This is a genomic window from Amorphoplanes friuliensis DSM 7358 (genome assembly GCF_000494755.1).
Classification (GTDB): Bacteria; Actinomycetota; Actinomycetes; order Mycobacteriales; family Micromonosporaceae; genus Actinoplanes; species Actinoplanes friuliensis.
This window is the reverse complement of sequence record NC_022657.1, coordinates 8,763,098-8,788,128: the sequence shown is the minus strand read 5'-3', so window position 1 is coordinate 8,788,128 and position 25,031 is coordinate 8,763,098. Positions and strand designations below refer to the sequence as shown.

At 69.5% G+C, this 25,031-nt stretch carries 23 protein-coding genes and 1 pseudogene; 15 read left to right on the top strand and 9 right to left on the bottom strand.

Features of this window, described 5'->3' with window-relative positions; genetic code table 11:
- The first annotated feature begins 353 nt into the window (after positions 1–353).
- Entirely contained in the window at positions 354–3,197 is a 2,844-nt protein-coding gene (locus tag AFR_RS40495) for a methyl-accepting chemotaxis protein (RefSeq protein WP_023562646.1), read from the top strand.
- On the top strand, positions 3,194–4,669 hold the full coding sequence (locus AFR_RS40490) for a chemotaxis protein CheW (protein ID WP_023562645.1): 1,476 nt from the start codon (positions 3,194–3,196) through the stop codon (positions 4,667–4,669). The genes AFR_RS40495 and AFR_RS40490 overlap by 4 nt, the downstream gene beginning before the upstream one ends.
- A 140-nt stretch (positions 4,670–4,809) precedes the next feature.
- Here the strand turns inward: AFR_RS40490 and AFR_RS40485 are convergent, their stop codons facing one another.
- On the bottom strand, positions 4,810–6,213 hold the full coding sequence (locus AFR_RS40485) for an MDR family MFS transporter (protein ID WP_023562644.1): 1,404 nt from the start codon (positions 6,211–6,213) through the stop codon (positions 4,810–4,812).
- A gap of 134 nt (positions 6,214–6,347) precedes the next feature.
- Here AFR_RS40485 and AFR_RS40480 point away from each other — a divergent pair, with 134 nt between their 5' ends.
- Positions 6,348–7,106 (top strand): phosphoglyceromutase, encoded by a 759-nt coding sequence (locus tag AFR_RS40480; RefSeq protein ID WP_041841520.1) that lies wholly within the window; start codon positions 6,348–6,350, stop codon positions 7,104–7,106.
- A 60-nt stretch (positions 7,107–7,166) separates the two neighbouring features.
- On the opposite strand, the gene phoU is transcribed toward AFR_RS40480, so the two are convergent.
- The gene (gene phoU, locus AFR_RS40475; RefSeq protein ID WP_023562642.1) at positions 7,167–7,814 is read right to left on the bottom strand and encodes a phosphate signaling complex protein PhoU; all 648 of its coding nucleotides are present in this window, start codon (positions 7,812–7,814) and stop codon (positions 7,167–7,169) included.
- Positions 7,815–8,022: 208 nt separating this feature from the next.
- On the opposite strand from phoU, the gene AFR_RS40470 reads away from it, so the two are divergent.
- On the top strand, positions 8,023–9,366 hold the full coding sequence (locus AFR_RS40470) for a sensor histidine kinase (protein WP_023562641.1): 1,344 nt from the start codon (positions 8,023–8,025) through the stop codon (positions 9,364–9,366).
- 30 nt (positions 9,367–9,396) lie between these two features.
- Complete coding sequence (locus AFR_RS40465; RefSeq protein ID WP_023562640.1) at positions 9,397–10,080, top strand: response regulator; 684 nt, start codon at positions 9,397–9,399, stop codon at positions 10,078–10,080.
- An 8-nt stretch (positions 10,081–10,088) separates the two neighbouring features.
- Here AFR_RS40465 and AFR_RS40460 read toward each other — a convergent pair whose 3' ends face one another.
- Positions 10,089–10,982 (bottom strand): SDR family NAD(P)-dependent oxidoreductase, encoded by an 894-nt coding sequence (locus AFR_RS40460; protein WP_023562639.1) that lies wholly within the window; start codon positions 10,980–10,982, stop codon positions 10,089–10,091.
- Positions 10,983–11,040: 58 nt separating this feature from the next.
- Positions 11,041–11,607, bottom strand: a complete 567-nt coding sequence (locus AFR_RS40455; RefSeq protein ID WP_041841519.1) for a TetR/AcrR family transcriptional regulator — start codon at positions 11,605–11,607, stop codon at positions 11,041–11,043.
- A gap of 62 nt (positions 11,608–11,669) precedes the next feature.
- On the opposite strand from AFR_RS40455, the gene AFR_RS40450 reads away from it, so the two are divergent.
- A complete protein-coding gene (locus AFR_RS40450; RefSeq protein ID WP_023562637.1) occupies positions 11,670–12,008 on the top strand; it encodes a hypothetical protein in 339 nt (112 codons plus the stop codon).
- Here AFR_RS40450 and AFR_RS40445 read toward each other — a convergent pair.
- A complete protein-coding gene (locus AFR_RS40445) occupies positions 11,998–13,434 on the bottom strand; it encodes a cellulose binding domain-containing protein (protein WP_023562636.1) in 1,437 nt (478 codons plus the stop codon). The genes AFR_RS40450 and AFR_RS40445 overlap by 11 nt on opposite strands.
- Positions 13,435–13,473: 39 nt before the next feature.
- Positions 13,474–14,349 carry a DUF3109 family protein gene (locus AFR_RS40440; RefSeq protein WP_041841517.1) on the bottom strand — a complete coding sequence of 292 codons (876 nt, stop codon included), beginning with the start codon at positions 14,347–14,349 and terminating at the stop codon, positions 13,474–13,476.
- A gap of 112 nt (positions 14,350–14,461) precedes the next feature.
- Here AFR_RS40440 and AFR_RS40435 point away from each other — a divergent pair, with 112 nt between their 5' ends.
- A complete protein-coding gene (locus AFR_RS40435; RefSeq protein ID WP_041843362.1) occupies positions 14,462–15,283 on the top strand; it encodes a sugar phosphate isomerase/epimerase family protein in 822 nt (273 codons plus the stop codon).
- On the opposite strand, the gene AFR_RS40430 is transcribed toward AFR_RS40435, so the two are convergent.
- A complete protein-coding gene (locus AFR_RS40430) occupies positions 15,270–15,806 on the bottom strand; it encodes a CGNR zinc finger domain-containing protein (RefSeq protein WP_023562633.1) in 537 nt (178 codons plus the stop codon). The two genes, AFR_RS40435 and AFR_RS40430, sit on opposite strands and share 14 nt — an antisense overlap.
- A gap of 78 nt (positions 15,807–15,884) precedes the next feature.
- Between AFR_RS40430 and AFR_RS40425 the strand changes: the two genes are divergently transcribed.
- The 5 genes from AFR_RS40425 to AFR_RS40410 all read left to right on the top strand — a co-directional run bounded on the left by AFR_RS40425 (position 15,885) and on the right by AFR_RS40410 (position 19,745).
- Complete coding sequence (locus tag AFR_RS40425; protein WP_023562632.1) at positions 15,885–16,805, top strand: proline dehydrogenase family protein; 921 nt, start codon at positions 15,885–15,887, stop codon at positions 16,803–16,805.
- A 188-nt stretch (positions 16,806–16,993) separates the two neighbouring features.
- Positions 16,994–17,206 carry a helix-turn-helix domain-containing protein gene (locus tag AFR_RS40420; protein ID WP_023562631.1) on the top strand — a complete coding sequence of 71 codons (213 nt, stop codon included), beginning with the start codon at positions 16,994–16,996 and terminating at the stop codon, positions 17,204–17,206.
- 176 nt (positions 17,207–17,382) lie between these two features.
- Positions 17,383–17,484 carry a 30S ribosomal protein bS22 gene (locus tag AFR_RS45640; protein ID WP_007465623.1) on the top strand — a complete coding sequence of 34 codons (102 nt, stop codon included), beginning with the start codon at positions 17,383–17,385 and terminating at the stop codon, positions 17,482–17,484.
- A gap of 69 nt (positions 17,485–17,553) precedes the next feature.
- Positions 17,554–18,690, top strand: coding sequence for an NAD-dependent epimerase/dehydratase family protein (locus AFR_RS40415; RefSeq protein WP_052359582.1), 1,137 nt, complete (start codon positions 17,554–17,556; stop codon positions 18,688–18,690).
- On the top strand, positions 18,687–19,745 hold the full coding sequence (locus AFR_RS40410) for a lysophospholipid acyltransferase family protein (protein ID WP_023562629.1): 1,059 nt from the start codon (positions 18,687–18,689) through the stop codon (positions 19,743–19,745). The genes AFR_RS40415 and AFR_RS40410 overlap by 4 nt, the downstream gene beginning before the upstream one ends.
- Before the next feature lie 381 nt (positions 19,746–20,126).
- Here AFR_RS40410 and AFR_RS40405 read toward each other — a convergent pair.
- Together AFR_RS40405 and AFR_RS40400 are read right to left on the bottom strand one after the other, a co-directional pair.
- Positions 20,127–20,981 (bottom strand): annotated as a pseudogene (locus AFR_RS40405) (DUF5667 domain-containing protein); the annotation flags it as partial.
- A 181-nt stretch (positions 20,982–21,162) separates the two neighbouring features.
- Positions 21,163–22,113, bottom strand: a complete 951-nt coding sequence (locus AFR_RS40400) for an ECF subfamily RNA polymerase sigma factor, BldN family (RefSeq protein ID WP_041841516.1) — start codon at positions 22,111–22,113, stop codon at positions 21,163–21,165.
- 314 nt (positions 22,114–22,427) lie between these two features.
- Between AFR_RS40400 and AFR_RS40395 the strand changes: the two genes are divergently transcribed.
- The 3 genes from AFR_RS40395 to AFR_RS40385 are packed head-to-tail and all read left to right on the top strand — an operon-like array spanning position 22,428 to position 24,829.
- Positions 22,428–23,933, top strand: coding sequence for an AMP-binding protein (locus tag AFR_RS40395; RefSeq protein ID WP_023562626.1), 1,506 nt, complete (start codon positions 22,428–22,430; stop codon positions 23,931–23,933).
- A complete protein-coding gene (locus tag AFR_RS40390; RefSeq protein WP_023562625.1) occupies positions 23,930–24,178 on the top strand; it encodes a glutaredoxin family protein in 249 nt (82 codons plus the stop codon). The genes AFR_RS40395 and AFR_RS40390 overlap by 4 nt, the downstream gene beginning before the upstream one ends.
- A 9-nt stretch (positions 24,179–24,187) precedes the next feature.
- Positions 24,188–24,829 (top strand): HAD family hydrolase, encoded by a 642-nt coding sequence (locus tag AFR_RS40385; protein ID WP_023562624.1) that lies wholly within the window; start codon positions 24,188–24,190, stop codon positions 24,827–24,829.
- Positions 24,830–25,031 lie beyond the last annotated feature (202 nt).

Below are 25,031 nucleotides of genomic sequence, written 5' to 3'. Positions count from 1 at the left end.
GTCGCGCCGTCCCCCAACGGCTGATGCCACCCGTCCCCGAACGCCGATCCGCGGTGACCCAGAGGGTCGACCCGTTCCCCGAACTGACGGTTCGGCGTCCATCGACCACGCTAGTTGGGCACGTCAAGGCCCACAAGCCAGTTGGCTGTCTGCCATCTGTCTGAACCGTCACAGCTGGCAACTCCACCCTCACGGATGAGGCGCGAATCAGACGTCCGGCCTGTTGTCCCCTTCCGAGCGGCTAGTTACCGCCTTGATCAGAATTCGGCGTATTACGAAAGCGGCTCAGCGCACCTGATCTTCGGCCGATCAGCTAGGTGTAGTCCCGCACCGTCGTCATCCCAGGAGAATCGATGGCCCAGCCCGCCACGCCCTTCGCAGCGGACCCAGCCCTTCAGCAAGCCGCCCTCGCCCTGCTGCTGCACGAGCGGCTCATCGCGACGGTCAACGCCCGGGCCGGTGTCGTGACCGCCGCGAACGACCGGTTCTTCGACCTGATCGGCCGGCCGGAGGCGGAGATCGTCGGCAACCGGCTCAGCGACATCTGGAACGCCTCGGCGTCCGCGGTCGACCGGATGCTCGACGCCGCCCGTGCCGGCGAGTACCTCGAGCAGATCATCGAGGTGATCGACAGCACCGAGCGGCACCGGTGGCTGCGCCTGAACTGCGGGCCGATCGAGCCGCCGGCGGGCGTCAAGCAGTCACCGGACAGGCAGCAGGTGCTGGTCACGGGGTACGACATCACCGAGGACCGCAAGCAGGTCACGGAGCTCCGCGGCAAGTACGCGGCCATCGACCGGGCCCAGGCCGTCATCGAGTTCGACCTCGACAGCACGATCCTGAACGCCAACGAGAACTTCCTGGCCCTGACCGGGTACGCCCAGAGCGACCTCGTCGGCCAGCAGCACCGCATCCTGTGCGAGCCCCGCTACGCCGACAGCACCGAATATCAGCAGCTGTGGGAACGGTTGCGCGCCGGTGAGGTGGAGAGCGGCGAGTTCAAGCGGATCGGTCGCGGCGGGCGTGAGGTGTGGATCCGCGCCACCTACAACCCGATCTTCAACCTGGACGGCAAGCCCTACAAGATCGTGAAGTACGCGCTGGACGTCACCGAGTCCAAGCTGCGGAGCGCGGAGTACGAGGGCAAGGTCACGGCCATCGGCCGGGCGCAGGCGGTCATCGAGTTCGACCTCGAGGGCCGGATCATCGACGCCAACCCGAACTTCCTCAACACGATGGGGTACACCCTCGACGAGGTGCAGGGGCAGCACCACCGGATGTTCGTCGACGCCGACGAGGCGCGCGGGGCGGCGTACCGCAACTTCTGGCAGGCGCTGGGCCGCGGCGAGTACGAGACCGGCGAGTACAAGCGGGTGGCCAAGGGCGGCCGGGAGGTGTGGCTGCAGGCGAGCTACAACCCCATCTTCGACCTCGAGGGCCGCCCGATGAAGGTGGTCAAGTACGCCACCGACGTCACCGAGGCCAAGTTCAAGAGCGCCGAGTACGTCGGCAAGGTCGCGGCGATCGGCCGGGCCCAGGCGACGGTCGAGTTCGACCTCGAGGGCCGCATCCTCGACGCGAACCAGAACTTCCTCGACGTCACGGGTTACAAGATCGACGAGGTCCGCGGCCAGCACCACCGGATCTTCATGGAACCCGAGGCGGCGCTCAGCCCCGACTACGCGCGCTTCTGGGAACGTCTCGGCCACGGCGAGTACGAGGCCGGCGAGTACAAGCGGGTCGGCAAGGGCGGCCGGGAGATCTGGCTGCTCGCCTCGTACAACCCGATCTTCGACCTGGACGGCCGGCCTTTCAAGATCGTCAAGTACGCCACGGACGTGACCGAGGGCAAACTGCGCAACGCCGAGTACGAGGGCAAGGTCGAGGCGATCATCCGGGCGCAGGCCGTGGTCGAGTTCGACCTCGAGGGCCAGGTGCTCAACGCCAACCGCAACTTCCTCGACACGGTGGGCTACACCCTCGACGAAGTCCGCGGTCAGCATCACCGCCTCTTCGTGGAGCCGGACGAGGCGAACTCCCTCGAGTACCAGACCTTCTGGGAGAAGCTGGCCCGCGGGGAGTACCGCAGCGGCGAGTTCAAGCGGGTCACCAAGGACGGCCGGGAGGTCTGGCTCCAGGCCACCTACAACCCGATCTTCGACCTGGACGGCCGCCCGTTCAAGGTGGTCAAGTACGCCACCGACGTGACCAAGGCCAAACTCACGGGCGCGGAGTACGAAGGCAAGGACATCGCCATCAATCGCGCCCAGGCGGTCATCGAGTTCGACCTCGAGGGCACGATCCTGTCGGCGAACGAGAACTTCCAGCGCACCCTCGGATATTCGGCCCGCGAGCTGATCGGCCAGCACCACAGCATGCTCTGCTCCGGCGACTACGTGACGTCGGCGGAGTACCGCGACTTCTGGCTGCGGCTGCGCAAGGGCGAATACCTGACCGGCCGGTTCCACCGGATCGGCAAGTTCGGCCGCGACGTGTGGATCCAGGCGACCTACAATCCGATCTTCGACATGCGCGGGAACCCGTACAAGGTCGTCAAGTACGCCCACGACATCACCGACCAGGTGGGCCTGGAACAGCTGCTGTCCTCCAAGACCCGGGAGATGAGCGACTCGATCAACGCCCTCACCGGCTCGATCGACGAGATCGTGGTCAGCGCGCAGCAGGCCAGCACGCTCGCCGGCGAGACACAGCAGAACGCCCAGGAGGGCTACGAGGAACTGCGCAAGTCGATCGAGGCGATCGACCTGATCGAGAAGTCGTCCGACCAGATCGCGGCCATCGTCAACGTGATCGGCGAGATCGCCAGCCAGACCAACCTGCTGGCCTTCAACGCCTCGATCGAGGCCGCCCGGGCCGGTGAGCACGGTGTCGGCTTCTCGGTCGTCGCCGGCGAGGTCCGCAAACTCGCGGAACGCTCCTCGGAGGCGGCCCGGGAGATCACCACCCTGATCAACGAATCGGCGAACCGGGTCGGCACGGGGGCGACGGTCTCGCACCGCGCCCAGAGCGCCTTCGGCCAGATCCTCAAGAGTGTGGCCTCGACCAGCGAGTCCATCAAACGGATCGCCGACTCGACCCAGCTCCAGCAGACCGCCTCACGTTCGGTCAACCAGCTGATCAACGACCTGATCGGCACGGACGCCGCGATGGCACCCGAGGGCGGCGCCGGACGATGACGACCCCCGCCCTCTTCGGTGTGTTCCACGCGGGGGACCTGCGCGTCGCACTGCCGCTGGACGAACTCCGCGAGGTCATCATGCGCCCGCCCAGCTTCAGCCCTCTGCCGGCAACGGCAACGGGCCTGCTGGGCGCGGTCAACCTCCGCCACGTGATCATCCCGGTCCTCGACCTGTGCCGGCTCGCCGGTCACGAGGACGGCAACACGAGCGGCAAGGTGATCGTGATCGTCGCCCGCGGTGACCAGCTCTTCGGACTCCTCGCGGACGAGATCGAAGGTGTGGTCCGGCTGACGGCCGACGCGCTCCTGGAGACCACGGTCGCCGGGGACCCGCCCGCGCTGTTCTCCCACACCTTCGAACGCCCCGAGGACGGCGCGGTCGTCTCCCTCCTGGACGCCGAGGCGATCTCCAAACTCCCCGGCATCCCGGTCGTCCGCGACACCGGCCCCCGCGGCGCCGTCACCGGCCTGGGCGGCGAGACCGCGGACGCCTCCCGCCGCACGGTCCTCCTCCTGCGCTGCGGCCCGATCGGCCTGTGCATCGACGTCAACCACGTCCACTCGGTCATCCCACAACTGACCGTGCACTCCTCCCCGCTGGAAGGCACCACCTGCCGGGGCGTGGTCCACCTGCACGACAAAGCCGTACCGGCCGTGGACCCGCTGGTGCTCCTCGGCCTGGGCTCCGTGCCGGACGACGGCAACCTCCGCGGCCTGGTCCTGGCCATGCCGCGCGGCCTGGTCGTCCTCACCGTGTCCGACATCGCCGACATCGCCTCGGTCCCGGTCAGCGACGTGCTGCCCCTGCCACCGGTCGGCATGCGCAAAGGTGGCTTCCTCACGGGTGTGCTCCGCAGCGAATCCGGCGACCAGCACCTCCTGCTCGACGGCGAAGCCCTGCGCGCCGACGCCGAACTCGACGCCCTCGGCAGCCTCGGCGTCTCGTTGCGCGGGCGTACCGAGACGCCACCGCCGCCACCGGTCAAGCAGCAGGACAAGGACCGCCCGGACGGCCGCCAGGTGGTCCCCAGCGTGCGCAAGTTCCTGACCTACAGCGTCGGCATGGAAGCAGCCACACCCCTGAGCCAGATCACCGAAATTGTCCCCTACCCACCCAACGCCATCGCCCTCGACGGCGGCGGCCCGCTCATGGCGATCTTCACCCACCGCCGCCTGTCGGTGCCGCTGCTGTCCCTGCAGGCACTGCTCGGCGTGGCCGGAAGCCCGGACACGTCGACCGCCCGGGTCCTGCTGGTGGACGCGCCGGGCGGGGAGCTGATCGGCTTTGTGGTCCCGGCCCTCCACGCGATCGAAGACTCGGTCTGGGAAGAAACGGCACCCAAGGAACCCGGTGAACCCGGCACGATGCTGCAGCGCGGCCCGCTCGTGAAGATCGGGACGGAGGCTGCCGGTCGCCTCCTGCCCAACGTCGACCTGACCGAGCTGGTGGCTGCCGAACTGGTCGCCTGACAGCCGTGCGGGCTGGCGTCTGCTCCCGGTCAGTAAGTGTTTACCAACCGGGTGTCGGGGGGCGTTCGCGCTTTGCTCGCCCCGGCTACCCGCCCTCGGTTGGTGAGCGTTTACTAACCAGGGGTCCTTCGCTCGGACCTCTAGTCGCGGGCGGGGACCTTCAGCGTTATTTCCGGCGGGGTGACGTCTTCTGGGTGAGCCTGTTCGGTGGCGGCCGGGGACACCGCCGGCTCTTCCGCCGTGGTCGCCGGGCGCGTTCCAGGCGCGGCGACCGGTTCTGCCTCCGGCCCAGCCGCAGCAATTTCCGGCTCGGCAAGCCGGTCGGTGGCGGGAAGTGCGGCACGGAGCGCGGTGACCCGGCGTTCGCGGGAGGGACCCGAGAAGATCTGGCCGGCGGCCACCACCACGCCGATCGCCGCGCAGCCGAGCCAGAGCGCCGTGCTGCCCAGGTGTTGCTGGACGAAGCCGCCGACGATCGGGGCCAGGGCCGAGCCCGCCGACCACGACAGGGAGTTGACGCCCTGGTAGCGGCCGCGCAAGGCGGCCGGGGACAGTTCGGCGACCAGAGCGGAGTTCGACGGGGTCTGGAGCATTTCACCGAGCGTCCAGATCACCACGGACAGGACGTAGAGGGCGGCCGCGCCGGCGAAGGCGTTCAGGCCGAAGCCCACGCCGATGATCAGGGTGGCCAGGGCCAGGACGCGGGAGCGGTCGTGGCCGCCGATGAGTTTGGGGACGAAGAGCTGACCGGCGACGATCATGATGCCGTTGACGGCGATGACCCAGCCGAAGGTGGCCGGGCCCAGACCGTCGGCGCTCATGGCGATCGGCAGCGTCGACATGTGCTGCATGATGATCAGGACGACGAAGAAGTTGAGGCCGAGGAAGATCAGGAAGACCCGGTCACGGAAGACGGTGCCGAGGCCGGGGGCGCCCTTGGTACGGGGGACTCCCCGCGTACCGGAGGGGCGGGTCTCGGCCAGGAAGATCAGGCTGATCAGGGCCGTGATCAGGGTGGTGCCGGCGTCGACGACAAAGAGCAGCAGGTAGTCGAACTGGGCGGCGAAGCCGGCCAGGACGGCGGCGCTCGCGAAGCCGAGGTTGATCGCCCAGTAGTTGAGGGAGTAGGCGCGGAGCCGGTCCCGGTCCGGAACGATGTCGATCATCATGGCCTGGAACGCCGGGCGGACGCCCTCGGCGAACAGGCCGAGCAGCAGTGCGCCGGCGACGAGCTGCCAGAAGCCCTGGGCGAAGCCGAGGCCGAGCATCAGTGCGGCCGCGCCGAACTGCGCTGTCAGCAGGGTCGGGCGGCGGCCCCAGCGGTCGGCCAGCACGCCGCCGGTCATCGTGCCGACGGCGCCGCCCACGCCGTAGGCGCCGAGGACAAGACCGGCCTGGCTCTGGCTGAAGTCGAGCTGCTGGGTCAGGTAGATCGCCAGGTAGATGATCACGAACGAGCCCAGGCGGTTGATCAGCGTTCCGGTCCAGAGGAACCAGAACTGCCGCGGCAGACCGCCCGTAGCCTGCTGTAACCACCTGCGCACGCGGAACCCCCGTAAGCACCGAACGACGTCTGTTGCCTTACAACCTACTGATCGGCCTTCGAGCGCGCAGCCCGGTTTCCACGTGGTGGTCGCCACTCGGGGTCGGCGCACGCGTCCGGGCGGCCTGCGGCAGGATGGAGCTCATGACTGTGGGGACCCTTGTGCTGCTGCGGCACGGCGAGAGCGAGTGGAACGCCAAGAATCTCTTCACCGGGTGGGTCGACGTCGACCTCAACGCCAAGGGTGAGACCGAGGCGCGGCGCGGCGGCGAGCTGTTGAAGGAGCACGGCCTGCTGCCGGACGTCGTGCACACGAGCGTCCTGCGACGCGCGATCCGCACCAGCGAGATCGCGCTGCACACCGCGGACCGGCACTGGATCCCGGTGCGGCGTTCGTGGCGGCTCAACGAGCGTCACTACGGCGCTCTGCAGGGCAAGGACAAGAAGCAGACCCTCGAGGAGTACGGCGAGGAGCAGTTCATGCTCTGGCGCCGTTCGTACGACACGCCTCCGCCGCCGATCGACGAGAACGACGAGTATTCGCAGTTCTCCGACGCGCGGTACGCGAACCTGCCGCCGGAGCTCAAGCCGCGCACCGAGTGCCTCAAGGACGTGCTCGCGCGCGCCCTTCCGTACTGGTACGACGCCGTTGTCCCGGATCTGCTCGCGGGCAAGACGGTGCTGGTCGCCGCGCACGGCAACTCGCTGCGTGCCATCGTCAAGCACCTCGACCAGGTCTCGGACGAGGCGATCGCGAAGCTGAACATCCCGACCGGCATCCCGCTGCGGTACGACCTGGACGACAGCCTGCACCCGGTCACCGCCGGTGGTCAGTACCTCGACCCGGAGGCGGCGAAGGAAGCCGCTGCCGCGGTCGCCAACCAGGGACGCTGATACGGACACGTCGGCCGGGGCACCCCCGTGGTGCCCCGGCCGACGTGTGTTCGTGACAGGTCAGTTGACGACGGGCTCGCCCGTGATCAGGTAGATCATCTGCTCGCCCGCGTTCACGGCGTGGTCGGCGTACCGCTCGTAGAAGCGGCCCAGCAGTGCGCCGTCGATCGCGGTCTCGGCGCCGTACGGCCAGTCGTCGTGCAGCAGCACCTTGAACAGGTCGCGTTCGAGGTCGTCCATGGCGTCGTCGTCCTTCTCCAGCTCCGCCGCCAGATCGGCGTTCGGGCTGGCCAGCACCACGGTGATCTTGTCGGCCATGCGGTCCGCGACCTCGGCCATCTGCCGGAAGACGGGTCGCAGCTCGGCCGGCACCGCGGGCGACGGGTGCCGGCGCAGGGCGGTCTTCGCCACGTGCTCGGCGAGGTCGCCCATGCGCTCGAGGTCGGCGGAGATGTGCAGGGCGGTGATGACCATTCGCAGGTCGGAGGCGACAGGGGCCTGCCGGGCGATGGTGTCGGCGACCTTGGCCTCGACCTGGCGGTAGATCTCGTCGACCTCGGCGTCGCGGTCCACGACCGCGTCGGCAGCCTCCCGGTCCGCGGTCAGCAGCGCGGTGGTGGCCTTGCGCATCGCGGCGCGCACCGACTCCGCCATGGTCACCAGCAGGCGGCTGACCTCGGTCAGGTCGGCCTGAAACTCCTCGCGCATGATTTCTCGTCCCGGTGTTCGGGGCTGGCCCTACTGGGGCGGCAGCCTGGTGAGCAGGGCTTGCAGGGGCAACGGTAGGGGTGTGCGGCAGCCTGAACATGAACGGCGGTGAACGACGCCGGGCCTGGTGGTGAACATTATTCGAAGCGCGCCGGATTTGTCCGGTTAGCCGTACGGTCCAGGTAAACAATGACCCTACGATCGCAGCGTGGATCCGGTGTTCGGCACAACCCTCGTACTCGTGGCCCTCGCCGTCGGCGTGCTGGCCGGGTCAGCGCTGTCCCGCTATCGCCGGACCGCCGCACCGGCTGAGGAGCCAGGCGGAGCTCAGGCTGCGAAGGCCGGGAAAGCCAAGGCCGGGAAGGCCGAGGTCCGGCCGATCGAGGGGGGACGAAAGATCGACACCGACGACGATCGGATGGGCAAACACGGGCTCAAGGGTCTCGGCCGCAAGAGCCTCGACTCGCTGCGCGTGGGCGTTGTCGTGCTCGACGCCGAGGACGAGCCCGTCCTGGTCAACCCCGCGGCACGGGCCATGGGCCTGCTGCGTTCCGGGGGTGCGCCCGGGACGATCGCGGCGCACCCGATCCTGCGTACGCTGGCCGGCCAGGTGCGGCGCACGGGCGTGCGCCGCGAGGTCGAGCTGGACCTGCCGCGAGGCCGCGCGGGTGGTGCCCAGGCGCCGCTCGGGCTGCACCTGCGCGCTGTCGCCCTCAACTCCACCCATGTCGCGGTCGAGGCCGCCGACGTCACCGAGTCGCACCGCCTCGCCCGGGTGCGGCGTGACTTCGTGGCGAACGTCAGCCACGAGCTGAAGACCCCGATCGGCGCGCTGCAACTGCTCGCCGAGGCGCTGCTCGACGCGACCGAGCTGCCCGCTGCGGAGGCGGCCGAGCAGTCCGAGGACCTGATCGCGGCCAGGCGCTTCGCCGAACGCATCCATCACGAGTCGGCCCGCATGGGCCGGCTGGTCAACGAACTGCTCGAGCTGACCCGTCTCCAGGGCGCCGAACCGCTGCCGACCCCGGAGCCGGTCGCTCTGGACTGGGTGATCGCCGAGGTGGTCGACCGCACCCGGACGACGGCGTCGGCCAAGGGCATCGAGGTCGTCTACACCGGGCCCAAGGGCTCGACCGTCTACGGCAGCGACAGCCAGGTCGCCACCGCGGTGACCAACCTCGTCGAGAACGCCATCGCGTATTCGGGCGAGGACACCCAGGTGGTCCTGACCATGCGCGAGGCCGACGACTGGATCGAGATCGACGTCACCGACCAGGGGATCGGCATCGCCCCGCACGACGTCGACCGCATCTTCGAACGCTTCTACCGGGCCGATCAGGCCCGGTCCCGCTCGACCGGTGGCACCGGCCTCGGCCTGGCCATCGTCAAACACATCGCCACCAACCACGGCGGCCGCGTCGACGTGACCAGCACGCTCGGCGGTGGCTCGACGTTCACCCTGCGCCTACCGGCGCGACCCCCGGAAAGCCCCATGCCGTTACCGGCGGCGATTGAGATCGAGTCCGGCGCGGCCGGGCTCCCTTCGGCCTGATCAGGCCGGCCCCGAAGGAAGGAACCCCCATTGGCTCGCGTGCTCGTGGTCGAGGATGAGGAGTCGTTCTCCGACGCCCTGTCGTACATGCTGCGCAAGGAAGGCTTCGAGGTCTCGGTCGCTCCGACCGGCACCTCGGCCCTGACGCAGTTCGACCGGACCGGCGCCGACATCGTCCTGCTCGACCTCATGCTGCCCGAGATGTCCGGCACCGAGGTGTGCCGGCAGCTGCGCCAGCGCTCGGCCGTACCCATCATCATGGTGACGGCCCGGGACAGTGAGATCGACAAGGTCGTCGGTCTCGAGATCGGCGCCGACGACTACGTGACAAAGCCGTACTCCCCGCGCGAACTCGTCGCCCGCATCCGCGCGGTTCTCCGTCGCCAGGGCGCCGAAGCCGCCGAGGTCACGACCCCGACGCTGGCCGCCGGGCCGGTCCGGATGGACGTGGAACGCCACGTGGTCACGGTCGACGGTTCGTCGGTCCAGCTGCCGCTGAAGGAGTTCGAGCTGCTCGAGCTTCTTCTCCGCAACGCCGGCCGGGTCCTGACCCGCGGTCAGCTCATCGACCGCGTCTGGGGCGCCGACTACGTCGGTGACACCAAGACCCTCGACGTCCACGTCAAGCGTCTCCGCTCGAAGGTCGAGCCGGAGCCGTCGGCGCCGCGCTACATCGTCACGGTGCGCGGCCTGGGCTACAAGTTCGAGCCCTGAGCCGCTGATCAGACCGGGACCCGCGCCAGCAGTGCGCGGGTCTCGGCCACCACCCGCTCGGAGAATTCCGGCTGGTGGACAAGCTCGGAGCCCTGGAAGGGCCGGCCGTTCTCGTCGTAGTAGACGCCTGTGCCGCCGGAGGTGTCGGTGAGCACCCGCGTGATCACCCGCGCGGCCGTCCTCGGGTTGCTCCAGTACTTGATGAACGGCGCCAGCGGGGAGAGCACGTACTTCGCCACCGCCCGCAGGAAGACGTTGCTGTCACGGCCGAGATCGGTGGCCGGGTTGAAGCCGGGCTCGACCGCGTTGAAGCGCAGCCGCGGCTGTTCGCGCGCGAACACCAGCACGGTCGCGAGGTTGCACTGCTTGGCCGTGGCGTAAGCGTCCCGGCCGGGCAGCTTGGAGCCGCCGGGCGCCCAGTCGCCGCGTGCGCTCGCCTCGGCGGAGAGGTAACGACCCCCGCGGAAGCCGGCGATCACGGCCGGCCGGCGCTCGGGATCCTCGCAGCTGGAGCAGATGAAGACGACCTGCGCGCCGTCGGTCAGGTGTGGTGTGAGGGCCTCGGTCAGCGCGAACGGCCCGAGGTGGTCCGTCGCAAAAGTCAGGTCCCAGCCCAGGGTGTTGGTCGTGGGGTGCATCTGCATGATGCCGGCGTTGTTGAGCAGGCCCGTGAGCGGCAGGCCGAGCCCGATGATCTCCGCTGCGGCACGCCGCACGCTCGCCAGGTCGGACAGGTCGCAGACGATCGGCACCGCCCGGCCGCCGTCACGCTCGATGGTCTTCCGGACGTCGTCCAGCTTGGCCGGATCGCGTCCGACCAGGATCACGGTGTCACGTTTGGCCAGTTCAAGTGCAGTGCGACGGCCGATGCCGGCCGTCGGCCCGGTGACGATGTACGCCATGACAAGCTCCTTAGTTGTTTGACTAGTCAGTCATTAACGGGCACAAAACGGCGGCGGCTCAGCTGAGCATGCGCCAGAGGGCGTCGAAGCCCGCTCGGGCGTGCGTGTCGGCGTTTGCCGGGTCCTGGTGGATGAAGTCGATCGTTGCCTCCGACAGGGCGCTGACCAGCGTGAGGACAAAAGCCAGGGTTGCGTCGCGCATCGGGCCGTTCTTGCGGCTCAGGTCGAGGACCTCCGCGATGCCTCCCAGTGACCTGCTCGCAGCCTCGTGGGTTGCGGCGGAGATCTCGTCCGAGACCTGCAGCTGGGCGAGTGCGCGGCGCTTCTCGGGGTTACCGGCGGCCCAGCGCAGCCAGCCGGACCACATTGCGAGCAGTTGCCCGTGAGGGTCGGCATCGGTCGGCACGTCACTGCACGCCGCCGCGCTCATGTCTGATTTCAGCGCAAAGTAGAGCTCGTTGATGAGGTGGCTCTTGGTGTCGAAGTAGGTGAACAGCGACCCGTTGGAGACGCCGGCCTCCTTGGCGATCGTCGCTGTCGCCGCCCCCAGGCCCTGGGCGGCGATGATGTGCGTCGCCGCGGACATGATCGCGGCGCGCTTGTCGTCACTTCTCGGCCGGGGCACCCCTCGAGTATGTAAGAGAGTGTTTAGTCAGTCAACGATGTGGGAGCCGTATCCTGCGTCACGTGCTGCGCTCTCGATGGTTTGCCCTGGGTCTGGCCGTACTGATGACGGGCTGTTCGGATGCCGGCCCGCCGGAGGCCGGCATCCCCTCGCCGTCCGCGTCGGCGCGCCCTTCCGCCGCCGAGCTGTGTGCCTACCTGGAGAGCCGGCTGCCGCGGTTGCAGGAGCTCGACTCGAAGGCCTCCGCGCAGGGAAACCTGACCGGCGGCCTCTACGGCTGGTACGAACAACGCGGCGCCGCACCCGACCCCGCCGAGCTGGACCGGTTGACCCGCTCGGCCTGTCCCGGCGTCCGCGATCAGGTGCTCGAGGCCACCGGGATGAGCAGCTTCACGGGGTGACCGTGATGTTGGTCAGGCCGCTCGTGGCGTTCGTGACGGTGTTCGAGCCGTAGACGACGTTGAGGTTGCCGGCGCACTTCGACGTCGAGGTCACGTTGATCGCCCACTTGCCGGCACCGCCCAGGTCGCTGCGGTTGTTGCGCCAGATGTTGCCGCAGCCCGAGCCCGCTGTCGGGTTGTGCGTCTCGTAGCCGTTCGCGAAGACGCCGGGCGTGGTGAACGTGCCGGTGTTGTCCTCGATCAGGTAGTTGCTGCCCTTCACGTCCAGCCACGAATCCGCCGAGTTCTGGCCGGCGATGCCCCGGCCGTTCCACGTGTTGCCGCGGATCACGCCGGCGACCGTGCCCTCCTTGACGTCGACGTGCTCGGCGGCCACGTCCGGACCGACCACGTTGTTCAGCACCTGCACCCGGTCCGAGGCGTCGATGCCGCCCGAGGAGCCGTAACAGGCCCAGTTCGAGTTGGCCGAGCCCAGGTAGATGCCTTCGCCGTACTGGGGCTGGGTGGTCCCGGTGCGCTCGATGCGGGAGTTCTGGATGATGCCGTCGGCCGACGAGCGGCGGAAGTGGACACCCTCGTCGCCGATGTCGCGGACCTGAACACCGTCGATCGTCACGTGCGGGGAAGCGTCGATCATGATGCCCTTCAAGGCCCCGGTGACCGTGAAGCCGCTGAGTTTCCAGTACGCCGCGCCGTACAGCCAGAAGCCGTAACCGGGGTCGAAGCCGGCGGCGGGGACCGAGCAGCCGGGGTTGGTCCCGGAGGCTTCCGGGTTGGTCAGGATCGCGGTGGCCGGCCCGGTCACGGTGATCGGCGCCGCGGCGGTCGCGACCGCGCGGCCGAGGAACGCGCCGCTGTAGGTGCCGGGCGCGAGCCGGATCGTCTGACCGGGCCGGGCGGCGGTCAGAGCGGCGCTGAGCTGGGCGGCAGTGCTGACGTCGACAACCGGACCCGAAGGCGGCGGCGTAGTGGGCGGCGGAGTCGTCGGCGGCGGCGTGGTTGGCGGCGGAGTCGTCGGCGGCAAGGTTCCACCGTCACAAGCCGACCCATTCAAAAGACAATCCACCGGTACGCCGAGATTGGCGACGTTGAAACCGAAGCTCACGGTCGCCCCGGCCGCGACCGTGCCGTTCCACCCGACGTTGGCGAAGCGGTGGTGGTTACCGGTGCTGGTGCGCACCGAACTCCACGAGCTCGTCACCGTCGTGCCGGCGGGCAGGTCGAACTCGACCGCCCATCCCGTGGCCGCCGTGTCACCACTGTTCTTGATCGTGTATTCGGCGCCGTACCCGGAATTCCAGGTCGACGACTGGGTGAAGGTGGCGGTCAGGATCGGACCGGCCGCGTGGGCGGGGACGGCGAACCCCGCGCCGCCGGCAACAAGGGCGCAGGCGAGCAGGGTCCGCCGGAGCAGTGTGGGAGACATTCAGTAAGTTAAATTAACTGATGAATCCCCGTCAATGGCTCAGTCCGATCGTGGCGGTGTTGCGGGCTCGCGTCCACCACGCTTCTTCGGCGCCCGGGCCGCCTCCGCGGCGACCGTCGCCGGGTGCGGAGCCGTCAGTTTCGACTGCAGCCGGATGTCGCAGAGCCGGGACAGCTCGTCGTACGCGTCCTGGCCGATCAGGGCGATCAGCTCGGGACCGTACGACTTGTACATCGGTTCGGTGCCGACGTGGGCGTCCGGTGAGGACGTGCACCACCAGTCGAGGTCGTGGCCGCCGGGTCCCCAGCCGCGCCGGTCGAACTCGGTCAGCGTGGACAGCAGGTACTTCGTACCGTCCGGGCGCTTGGTCCAGTCCTGCTCGCGGCGGACCGGCAGCTGCCAGCAGACGTCGGGCTTGTAGGTCAGCGGGTGCACGCCGTCGCGGAGCGCCTGGCCGTGCAGGGCACAACCACCGCCACCGGCGAAGTCGGCGTCGTTGAGAAAGACGCACGGCCCGCTGGCCGACTGGGTGGCGGTGCGGCGGGCCGGCTTCGAACCGTCGATGGTGTCCATCTCGGTGTAGTTCTTGAAGCCACGGCGGTAGTGCTGCCAGGTCTCGGGCGTCAGCTTGGCCGCCGCGCCCTTGATCCTGTTCTCGTCGTCGGCGTCGGTGAAGAACGCGCCGTGCGAACAGCAGCCGTCCTGGGCCCGGCCGGCGACGATGCCGTGGCAGGCGGATCCGAAGACACAGGTCCAGCGGGACAGGAGCCAGGTCAGGTCGGCGCGGACGACGTGCTGGTCGTCGGCCGGGTCGGTGAACTCGATCCATTCACGAGGAAAGTCGAGCTTGACCTCGCGGGCACGGGCGGCAGCCGCCTCGTCCAACGTGATGCGTATCTGGGTGCGGCGACTCACCTGCGACAGCGTACGCGCGTCGACGCCTGTGACCTGCTCGGCGGCCCGGTTTGCCGTTGTTTATCCCGACCGACCCGGTGGCAGGTGTGCCCGGCGGGTCTACCCTTGAGTGGTGAGTTCCCGCGTCCCCGTACTTCTGTCCAGCTCCTCCGTCTTCCCCGAGCCGACCGCCGCGGCGTTCGAAATGGCGGCGACGGTGGGCTACGACGGCGTCGAGGTCATGGTCTGGACCGACGCCGTCAGCCAGGACGCCGGCGCCCTGCAGGGCCTCTCCGCCCACTACGACATGCCCGTGCTGTCGGTGCACGCGCCCTGCCTGCTGGTGACCCAGCGGGTGTGGAGCCCCGACCCGTGGGAGCGGCTGCACCGTGCCGCCGAGCTGGCCGAGACCCTCGGCGCCCCGACCGTGGTCGTGCACCCGCCGTTCACCTGGCAGCGTGACTACGCCCGCAACTTCGCGGCCGGCCTGGCCAAGATGCAGACGCGGCACCCGGACATCACCTTCGCGATCGAGAACATGTACCCCGTACGGATGGCGGGCCGGAACTTCGTCCCGTACGTGCCGGGCTGGGATCCGACCGAGGCGGGCTACGACGCGTACACGCTCGATCTGTCGCACGCGGCGGCCTCGCACACGGACTCGCTGGTCCTGGCCGACCGGATGGGCCCGGGCCTCAAGCACGTGCACCTGGGTGACGGCACCGGCGAGGGCCGCGACGAGCACTTGGTGCCGGGCCGGGGCAACCAGCCGTGCGCCGAGCTTCTGCAGTCGCTGGCGGGCCGGGGTTTCCAGGGTTCGGTGGCGCTGGAGGTGTCCACCCGCAAGGTGACCAGCCGCGAGGTGCGCGAGGCCGACCTGCGGGAGTCACTCGCCTTCGCCCGGCAGCACCTGGCGCCGGCTGCCTCCGCGACCCCGGCGGTTACGCGGGGGTGAGTGTCGCGGCGCGCTTGCGGGCGCGGTGCGCGGCCACGTGCGAGCGGGTGGCACAGCGTTCGGAGCAGAAGCGCCGGCAGTTGTTGGACGACGTGTCGAGATAGACGTTGCCGCAGCGCTCGTCGGCGCAGATGCCGAAACGGGCGCTGCCGTACTCGCAGAGCCACACCGACAGACCCCACACGGCGCCGGCGAGGTATTCGGAGCTCACGGACGCACCGCGGCTGGTGACGTGCATGTGCCAGTCGGAGGCGTCGTGGCCGGAGATGCGCGGCTGGACGGGGTGGGCCTCGAGCAGGGCGTTCAGCTCGCTGACGGCGTCCATGTCGCGGCCGGTCGTGCCGAGTTCGAAGACGTCACGCAGGCGGCGCTGGGCCCGGCGGAACACGCCGAGGTCCTTCTCGGCGACCTCGTCGCGCATCCAGGCCTGCTCGTCACTGAACAGGGATCGGAGCCCGTCGAGGTCGTTCAGCCCGACGTTGACGAGCTCGACCGCCGTCCGCGCGTACGCATCGAAGTTCACCCGACAACCGTAGCCTCACCTCGGGCGGCAACACAGCTCCGAGGCGAGGAGTGCGGCTACGGACGATACGCTCGGCGCATGCTCCGATCCGTCTTTCTCGCCGCCGCCGGGTCGTCCCGGATGGAGCGGCTGGTCTCGTCCGCCCCGGTCACCAAGGGCGTCGTCCGCCGGTTCGTCGCCGGTGAGGGTGTCGACGACGCTCTGCGCACGAGCCGCGAGCTCGCCGACGACGGCCTGGCGATCAGCCTCGACTACCTGGGCGAGGACACCCTGACGGCCGAGCAGGCGACGGCGACCCGCGATCAGTACCTGACCCTGCTCGGGCGGCTGAAGTCCGCCGGCCTGACCCCGGCGGCCGAGGTCAGCGTCAAGCTGTCGGCCCTGGGGCAGAAGGTCGACGACCGGATGGCGTACGACTACGCGCACCGGATCTGCACGGCGGCCGCGGAGGCCGGCACCACGGTCACGCTCGATGCCGAGGACCACACCACCACGGACTCGACCCTGGAGATCCTGGCCGAGCTGCGCAAGGACCACCCGGGTACGGGCGCAGTCCTGCAGGCGTACCTGCGGCGGACCGAGGGGGACTGCCGCGAGCTGGCCGCCGCGGGGTCCCGGGTGCGGCTCTGCAAGGGCGCGTACGCCGAGCCCGAGTCGGTCGCCTACCAGTCGGCGCTCGACGTCGACAAGGCGTACGTGCGCTGCCTGAACATCCTGATGTCCGGCGACGGCTACCCGATGATCGCGACGCACGACCCGCGGCTGATCGCCATCGCCGAGGACCGGGCGCGCTGGTTCGACCGGTCGGCCGACGAGTTCGAGTTCCAGATGCTCTACGGCGTCCGCCCCGAGGAGCAGACCCGTCTCGCCGCCGCGGGTCACACCGTGCGCGTCTACGTGCCCTACGGCGACCAGTGGTACGGCTACCTGATGCGCCGTCTCGCCGAGCGCCCGGCCAACGTCGCGTTCTTCGGGCGCGCCCTCGCCAGCAGGAAGTAAGTCACCTTTCGGGGGAGAACGCGCCTCATGTGGCGTGTCGGCTTGACTTTTTGTGGTGATTTCACGGAACGCAACATCTTGGTCACAGGAGTCTCGATACCGTACTGATGACACGCGCGCCCGCCCGCCGCGGCGCAAGGCCTGACCGGCCGCGGCGGAGGCGCCTGCGAAAGGATCGGTGCGAGGAGATGACGGGTCCAGCCCAGACCGAGGAGCGCCTCGCTGAGGTGCGCTTCCTGACCGTGGCCGAGGTTGCCGCGCTCATGCGGGTGTCCAAGATGACCGTCTACCGGCTCGTCCACGGCGGTGAGCTCAGCGCCGTACGTGTCGGCCGCTCGTTCCGTGTGCCGGAGCACGCTGTTCACACGTACCTGCGTGGAGCCTTCAGCCAAACGGCGTGAGGTCGGGGCCAGGTTGGTCCCGCGCAGACCGGGCGGCTACGCTGAAGCGGTTCGCCCCCTGATATCCGCGTGCGTGCAATCGGCGCCGGGTGCGGGGCGAGCCGCTGTCAAGCTCGGTCGGGTGTGCCTGCGGGTGCGCAGGGACCGGCCCCACATGGTTTCGAGAGGCATTTCGTATGGGCTCCGTGGTCAAGAAGCGTCGCAAGCGTATGGCGAAGAAGAAGCACCGTAAGCTGCTGCGCAAGACCCGCGTCCAGCGTCGCCGTCTCGGCAAGTGATGACCGGCCGGGCGTGACGCCCGGCCCGCTCACTTGCCTCCCGCACCGCCGCATGCGAAAGGCGCGCCCGTGGTGACGTCTCTGCCCGCGGCCCCGCCGAGGGTCGTCGTGGTTACCGGGGTGAGTCGCTATCTCGGTGCCCGCGTCGCGTCCCGGCTTGCCGCGGACCCTCGCGTCGAACGTGTCATCGGCCTGGATCCGCACGAGCCGTCACCTGCCCTCGCGGGCCTGCTGACGGACGTCGAGCAGATCCGGGCCGACGCACGTGCGTCGGCGAGTGTCCTCGCCGAGCTCGGTGCCGAGGTGATCGTGCATCTGGCGGTCACCAGCGCGCCCGATCCGCACAGCGGTGGTCGCGCGGCGATGAAAGAACAGAACGTCATCGGCTCGATGCAGCTGCTGGCCGCCGCCCAGAGCGCCGGCCGCCTGCGCAAGCTGGTGGTGCGTTCCTCCACGGCCGCGTACGGCGCCTCGTTCCGGGATCCCGCTGTCTTCACCGAGGACACCGAGCCCCGGGCCGTGCCACGGGGCTCCTTTGCGCGCGACATCCTCGACATCGAGGGATACGTGCGGGGTTTCCGCCGGCGGCGTCCCGAGGTTGATGCCACCGTGCTGCGGTTCGCGCCGTTCATCAGCTCGACCGCCGAGACGTCGCTCACCCGCTATTTCTCCCAGCCGATGATCCCGACCGTGCTCGGCCGGGACGCGCGGCTGCAGTTCGTGCACGTCGACGACGCGCTGGAGATCCTGCACCGCTCGGTGGTCGAGGACCATCCGGGCACCTTCAACGTCGCCGGTGCGGGTGTCCTCGCGCTCTCCCAGGCCGTCCGCCGAGCGGGCCGGATCTCGGTGCCGCTGCCCGAGGGCACGCTGTCGTCGCTGGCCGCGGTCGCGCGCAACGTCGGCATCGGTCAGATCGGGCTCGACCAGATCGACCTGTTCGTGCACGGCCGGGTGGTCGACACGAGCCGGCTGGTCGAGGAGTTCGGCTTCACGCCGCGGACGACCGCGGCCGCCTTCGACGACTTCATCAACGGCCATCGCAACGGCGCCTCGCTGAGCGCCGACCGGCTGGTCGCGGCCGAGCGCGCCATTCTCGACGGCATCCGCCGGGTCCGCGCCGCGGCTGCGCAGGACGCGTCGCCGGACGCCTCGCAGGATGCGTCGAAGGACGCCTCGCAGGACGAGGAGCACGTGCCCTCATGACTCAGGACGAGTTCCACACCGCGTTGCCCGGGCACGCCGAGTTCGAGCTGCCGGTGTCCGCGCCGGCCAAGCGGATGAACGGGCGCCGGCCCGGCCGGCGACCCACCCAGCCGGTCGTGGTGGAAGGCCCGCCCATGCCGGAGCTGACCGCCTCGGCGCCCGCGCCGGAGCCACCACCGGAGACGCCCCGGATCGCGGGCCCGGCCGATGTGGTGGACGTCTGGGATCAGCGGGTCGCGAGCGGGCTCGCCTTCCTGCGGCGGCGCCTGGCCGGTGCGTACGACGTCGACGACTTCGGTTTCGACCCCGAGCTGACCGACTCCGTGTTCCACCCGATGCTCAAGGTGCTCTACCGCGACTGGTTCCGCACCGAGGTCTTCGGCATCGAGAACGTCCCCGACGTGGGCGGCGGGCTGGTTGTCGGCAACCACTCGGGCACGGTCGCCCTGGACGCGCTGATGCTGACGGTCGCGCTGCGCGACCAGCACCCGATGGACAGGCACCTGAGGCTGCTCGGCGCCGACCTCGTCTTCCGGATGCCGGTCCTGTCGGAGCTGGCCCGCAAGGCCGGCGCGACGGTGGCCTGCAACCCCGACGCCGAGCGCCTGATGAGCGAGGGTGAGCTCGTCGGTGTCTTCCCCGAGGGCTTCAAGGGCATCGGCAAGCGCTTCTCCGAGCGTTACAAGCTGCAGCGCTTCGGCCGGGGCGGTTTTGTCTCGGCGGCGCTGCGCACCGGCACCCCGATCGTGCCCGTCGCCATCGTCGGCGCCGAGGAGATCTATCCGATCCTGGCCGACCTGAAGCCGCTGGCCCGGCTGCTCGGCATGCCGTACTTCCCGGTCACGCCGACGTTCCCGTGGCTCGGCCCGCTGGGTCTGGTGCCGCTGCCCAGCAAGTGGCTCATCGAGTTCTGCCCGCCGATCCCCACCGCACACCTCACGGAGTTCGCCGACGACCCGATGGTCGTCTACAACCTGGCCGACGAGGTGCGCGAGACGATCCAGGCGACACTCCACACTCTTTTGGAGAAGCGCCCGGACGCGTTCGGCAGCTAACCTGTGCAGTGAGGGGCGGCCCGGACTCTTGCAGTCCGACACCGCCCCTCGCCACGTTCCTGGTGTTGCTCTGTGTTGCTAGCTTCCGAAGATCCCCAGGAGCCCGCCGAGCAGGCCCTTGTCCTCGTCGGCCGTTCCGCCGTCGTCCAGCGGGATGTCCGAGATCAGCGGTTCCGGGCTGTCGGTGCTGGTCGGGTCGGCCGACCGGTCGGTGGCGCCGGGCGTACCGGGCTCACCGTCGGTGGTCGGGTCGGCCGTCGGCTCACCGGTCTTCTTCGGCTTGGCCTTCTTGCCCTCGTCGTCGCCCTTGGTGCCGCTGCCGGTCGTCGCTTCCTTCTGACCCTGGCCCTGCTGCTGCCCGGGTGAGGTGGAGTTGGCGGCGCCGGTCGCGCACTGCCGCAGCTTCGGCCCGATGGCGTCGCTGCCGGACTGCGTCACCGTGTCGCACTGCAGACCGGAACGCAGATCCTTCGAACGTTCCTGCACGGAGTCGAGCAGGCTCATCGAGCCCAGTGCCCGCTCACGGTTGTTCGTGTTCAGCTTGTCCAGCTTCGGTGTGATGACCCGGCGCTGGCTCTCGACGAAGTTCTCGACGGAGTTGAGCGGTGCCTTGTCCTTGCGGGTGACCGCGGACGACGTGAGCAGCTTGACGCCCTGGCGGGTGTCGTTGTCCATGTCGTCGAGGACGTCACCGAACTTCGGGTTGTCACCCTGCATCGCGGCCGCCTCGGCGAGCCGGTTGCGGGCGAACGTCAGCGACAGCTGACCCCGGGTGACGTCGGAGCCGGCCATGGCCAGCTGGGCACGCTCGGTCGAACGCTTGACGCCGTACAGGGCGTCGCCCGGTGCGGCGTTCTCGCTCGCGGCGGAGATCCCGGAGACGGCCATCGCACCGGCGGCGACGCCGATGACGATCGCACCGCGGGCACGGATCCGGCGTCCGAACAGCTTCCGCGCCGGCACTGCCGGCTCGGCCTGCTGTTCGCGATCGGTGGCGGTCGCCCCGATGCCGTCCCGTTCGGCCGTGGCCACCAGCATCGCCCGCAGGCCCATCCGGAACTCAGGATCGACCTGAGCCCCGGGCCGTGCCGCGGAGAGGCTGTGCCCGATGGCGACCAGCTCGGCGAGTTGCTCGTCGGCCTGCCCCCGGGCGTGGTGGCGACGGCCGCCGTTGGTCTCGTCGAGAAGCTCCGCGAAGCGCTCGGCGCTCCGGCGATCGAAGATGTTCAAGTTCACCGTCAGCACCTCCCCTCGCTCGTGACTGAAACGCCTGCAGCATTGCCGGCGGTCGCGACGGAACCGGCGGGCCGGAAGCTCGCCACTGGTCGCACCCGGACAAACGCACGACGGCCGGGACCGGTTACGGGTGCCAGCAGGGCATCGAGGCCCGCAGAGATCGACATCGGATGAATTGCCGTCACCACTGGAACCCTTCGGGCAGGAGCCGGGCGAGCGCCCGGACGGCCCTGTACTGGAGTGCCTTGATGGCACCCTCGTTCTTCCCCATGGTGCGCGCGGTTTCGGCGACGGAGAAGCCCTGCAGGAAGCGCAGGACGATGCACTCCTGCTGTTCGGGGTTCAGTTGTTTGACCGCGGTGAGCAGCGCCACGTTGGTGATGTGGTCGACGACGGCGGCCTCGGGGCTGCCTTCGGGTCCGCGGTCCTCACGGTCGGCGTCCAGGACGTCGCCGGTGGTGACCTCGAGACGGTAGCGACCGGACTTGAAGTGGTCGGCGACGAGGTTGCGGGCGATGGTGACGAGCCAGGCGCCGAGGTCGCGGCCCTGCCAGGTGAAGCTGCCGATGCGCTTGAGGGCGCGCAGGAAGGTGTCGGAGGTGAGGTCCTCGGCGAGCTGGCGGTTGCCGACACGGAAGTAGACGAAGCGGAAGACGGTGTCGACGTAGCGGTCGTAGATGAGACCGAAGGCGGCGGATTCACCGGCCTGGGCGCGTTCGACCAGTCCCCAGACCTCGGCGGCCGCGTCACCCGGGTCCGGGCGAGCCGGATATTTGGGTGGCTCGGACTCGCTGGGCGGCCCGGTGGTGCTCTGCGTCGGGACGACAACGGTGCTGTCGGCCTCGGGCGTGCCGGGCCGGCGGTCCGGTCCGGCCTGCTGCGGCGCTTGCGGACGCCCGGGTACGGCGACACGCCCGCTGCCCGGCTTCGCGTTCCCGGTGGGCGGCAGGTGCCGGCTCGGGGACTCGTTGATGTGCGGCCGGTTCCGGGTCCGCTTGGGTCCGTCACTGCGGATCGCGTGGGCGATCGAGTCGTCGATGCCCCTCCGGAGGGCGCTCAGGCCCTCCGTGAGCGCGAGACGCGCCGCGAACACGTCGCGGCTGTACGGATCGCCGGCGTACACATGACTCACTGCGCCTCCTTGACCCGGCGGGCCGTCGGTGAGGGGGTCTTCGAAACCGGTCCACGCAAAAAAACGGGGGTGGGACGGCCCGCGCCTCGGCAGGTCGACCGCACCCACATATGTGGACTCCGTTACACAGACGGGAAGTATTGCGGAGCTCGCACACACGGAGTCGCACACCGTGTGCGCTCCGCGAAAATATCCCGAAGTGGCACAGAGGCGGCATCAAGAACATCTGCCACGATGTACGACACTTTGCAACGGGGTGGGGACTCGCTGTCCGGCGACCCGATCGAGTGCCGTCTGTGCCAGACTCGGGCGTCGTGGAGAACAGTGCTCGGGACCCGGTCCGCACGTCCGCACAGCAGCGCCCCGACGCCCCGGCGCTGATCGCCGCGGACACCGTCATCACGTGGGCCGAGCTGGACAGACGCGTCGATGCGGCCGCCGGTCGGCTGGCCCCCGGCACCGTCGCCGGCGATCGTGTCGCGCTGGTGCTGGGCAACACCGTCGGCTTCGCGATCGCCTATTTCGGCACGCTGCGGGCGGGTCTGGTCGCTGTGCCGCTCAACCCCGGATACACCGCCGACGAGCTGAGCTTTGCTCTGTCAGACAGCGGAGCCGTGCGCGTTGTCGCGGACGATGCGGTTCTGGGTCGGTTGCGGTTGTCGGCCGGTGTGGCCGTACCGGTGGAGGAGCTGGAGAGCGGGGAGCGGGCGGCGCCGCACCTGGCCGGGGCCGAGGATCTTGCGGTTCTGCTCTACACGTCCGGGACGAGCGGGCGGCCGAAGGGCGCGATGCTCACGCACCGTGCGCTGGCTGCCAATCACGATCAGTTGGCGCGGATCGAGCCGCCGGTGCTCGGTGGTGACGACGTGGTGCTGCTGGCGATCCCGTTCTTCCACGCCTACGGGCTCAACACCGGGCTCGGTGCGATCGCCCACCACGGCGCCTGCGGGGTGCTCGTCGACCGGTTCGAGCCGGAGGCCACCCTCCGCCTCATCGCTGAACACCAGGTCACGGCCGTGGTCGGCGTCCCTTCCATGTACGCCGCCTGGTCCGTCGTGCCCACCGTGCGGGAGGCGCTCGCGAGCGTCCGGACCGCGGTCTGCGGCGCGGCGCCGTTCGACCCGGCCGACGCGGCGCGCTTCCGCGCGGCGAGCGGCAAGACCGTCCTGATCGGGTACGGCCTCACCGAAGCCGCACCGGTCCTCACGACGACCGCGGTCAGTGACCGGGAGAAGATCGGCTCGATCGGACGGCCGCTGCCCGGCGTCTCCCTGCTGCTGCGCACCGCGGACGGTGCCGTGCTGTGGAGCGACGGTGACATCACCGCCGAGTCCTCCGACGACCTGGAGCTGGACCTCGAGGTCTCGGCCGGTACCGATCCGGGCGAGATCGTCGTGCGCGGCGACAACCTCTTCTCCGGTTACTGGCCGGACGGGCACGACGGCCCGGACGCCGACGGCTGGTGGGGGACCGGTGACATCGCCCACGCGGACGCCGACGGTGACCTCGTGCTGGTCGACCGGATCGGCGAGCTGATCCTGGTCAACGGTTTCAACGTCTACCCCGCCGAGATCGAGCGGGTCCTCGACTCGCATCCCGGTGTCGCCGAGGCCGCGGTGATCGCGATCCCGGACCAGCTCACCGGTCAGGCGCCGTACGCCTACGTCGTGCCCGCCCTCGACCCGCCGCCCACCCCGGCCGAGCTGCAGGTCTACTGCGGCACTCAGCTGGCCCGCTTCAAGCTGCCGGCCGGCATCGAGCTGGTGCCGGAGCTGCCGCACTCGGCCATCGGCAAGGTCCGCAAGGGAGCCCTGCGATGACCCGCATCACCCTGATCAGCCGGGCCGGCTGCCACCTGTGCGAGGTCGCGGAGCAGACACTCGACCGGATTGCCCCCGGGCAGTGGACCCGGGTGGAGGTGGAGGAGTCGATCGAGCTGGAGCGCGACTACGGCGACCGCGTCCCGGTGGTGCTGCTCGACGGCCGCGAGCACGGCTACTGGCGGGTCGAGGAAGATCGCCTCCTTCGGGATTTGAGTAGACCGGCAGGGGCGCCCCGCCTGTAATCTCGCGCGGTGGCTCGCACTCATCTTGTCTGGGACTGGAACGGCACGCTGCTCGACGACCTGTCCCTGGTCGTCTCGTCGACCAACCACACGTTTTCCGTGGTCGGCGGGCGCAGCGTCGACTCCGACGAGCACCGCAGACGCTTCCGGCGCCCGGTCGCCGAGTTCTACGCCGAGATCCTCGAGCGGGCCGTCGACGCCGAGGAGTTCGAGGAGCTCGACCGGATCTTCCACGAGGCGTACCGGGTCGGGCTGACGACGATCAAGCTGGCGGCCGACGCCGAGGCCGCGATCAAGGCCTGGCCGGGCAGCCAGTCGCTGCTGTCCATGTGGTTCCACGACGAGCTGGTCCCGGCGGTGCAGACCTACGGCCTGACCGGCATGTTCACCCGCATCGACGGCCGGCCCACCGAGGTCGACGGCGGGCTCAAGGCCGGGCACCTGGCCCGGCACCTCGCCGAGCAGCAGGTCGCCGGTGACCAGGTGGTGCTGATCGGTGACTCGCTCGACGACGCGGAGGCCGCGGAGTCGGTCGGCGGCGTCTGTGTGCTCTACACCGGCGGCTTCACCGATCCGTCCCGCCTGCGTGCCAGTGGTCGCCCGGTCGCGGACACCCTGCTCGATGCGGTCCGGATGGCCCGGACACTGTGATACTCGTCGTCGGCATTACGACGTCATTGGCATACAAGGGCGAGAACAGGTAATACTCGGCAAGGAGTCGACGGTGGTTAACACGCCGACTCGATCTTTGTCCAGTTCTCCTATCAAGATCGCGATTTGTGCACGCCTTCACAAGCGCCTACTCTGTGACTCCGACGAGCCCCGCTATCACAGCCGGTCCACGCAGGCGCCA

Coding starts and splice junctions, on each gene's coding strand:
- AFR_RS40410 (WP_023562629.1), top strand. CDS start 18,687: ATGACTCAGGACGAGTTCCACACCGCGTTGCCCGGGCACGCCGAGTTC.
- AFR_RS40445 (WP_023562636.1), bottom strand. CDS start 13,434: ATGTCTCCCACACTGCTCCGGCGGACCCTGCTCGCCTGCGCCCTTGTT.
- AFR_RS40425 (WP_023562632.1), top strand. CDS start 15,885: ATGCTCCGATCCGTCTTTCTCGCCGCCGCCGGGTCGTCCCGGATGGAG.
- AFR_RS40480 (WP_041841520.1), top strand. CDS start 6,348: ATGGAGCTCATGACTGTGGGGACCCTTGTGCTGCTGCGGCACGGCGAG.
- AFR_RS40490 (WP_023562645.1), top strand. CDS start 3,194: ATGACGACCCCCGCCCTCTTCGGTGTGTTCCACGCGGGGGACCTGCGC.
- AFR_RS40460 (WP_023562639.1), bottom strand. CDS start 10,982: ATGGCGTACATCGTCACCGGGCCGACGGCCGGCATCGGCCGTCGCACT.
- AFR_RS45640 (WP_007465623.1), top strand. CDS start 17,383: ATGGGCTCCGTGGTCAAGAAGCGTCGCAAGCGTATGGCGAAGAAGAAG.
- AFR_RS40495 (WP_023562646.1), top strand. CDS start 354: ATGGCCCAGCCCGCCACGCCCTTCGCAGCGGACCCAGCCCTTCAGCAA.
- phoU (WP_023562642.1), bottom strand. CDS start 7,814: ATGCGCGAGGAGTTTCAGGCCGACCTGACCGAGGTCAGCCGCCTGCTG.
- AFR_RS40390 (WP_023562625.1), top strand. CDS start 23,930: ATGACCCGCATCACCCTGATCAGCCGGGCCGGCTGCCACCTGTGCGAG.
- AFR_RS40420 (WP_023562631.1), top strand. CDS start 16,994: ATGACGGGTCCAGCCCAGACCGAGGAGCGCCTCGCTGAGGTGCGCTTC.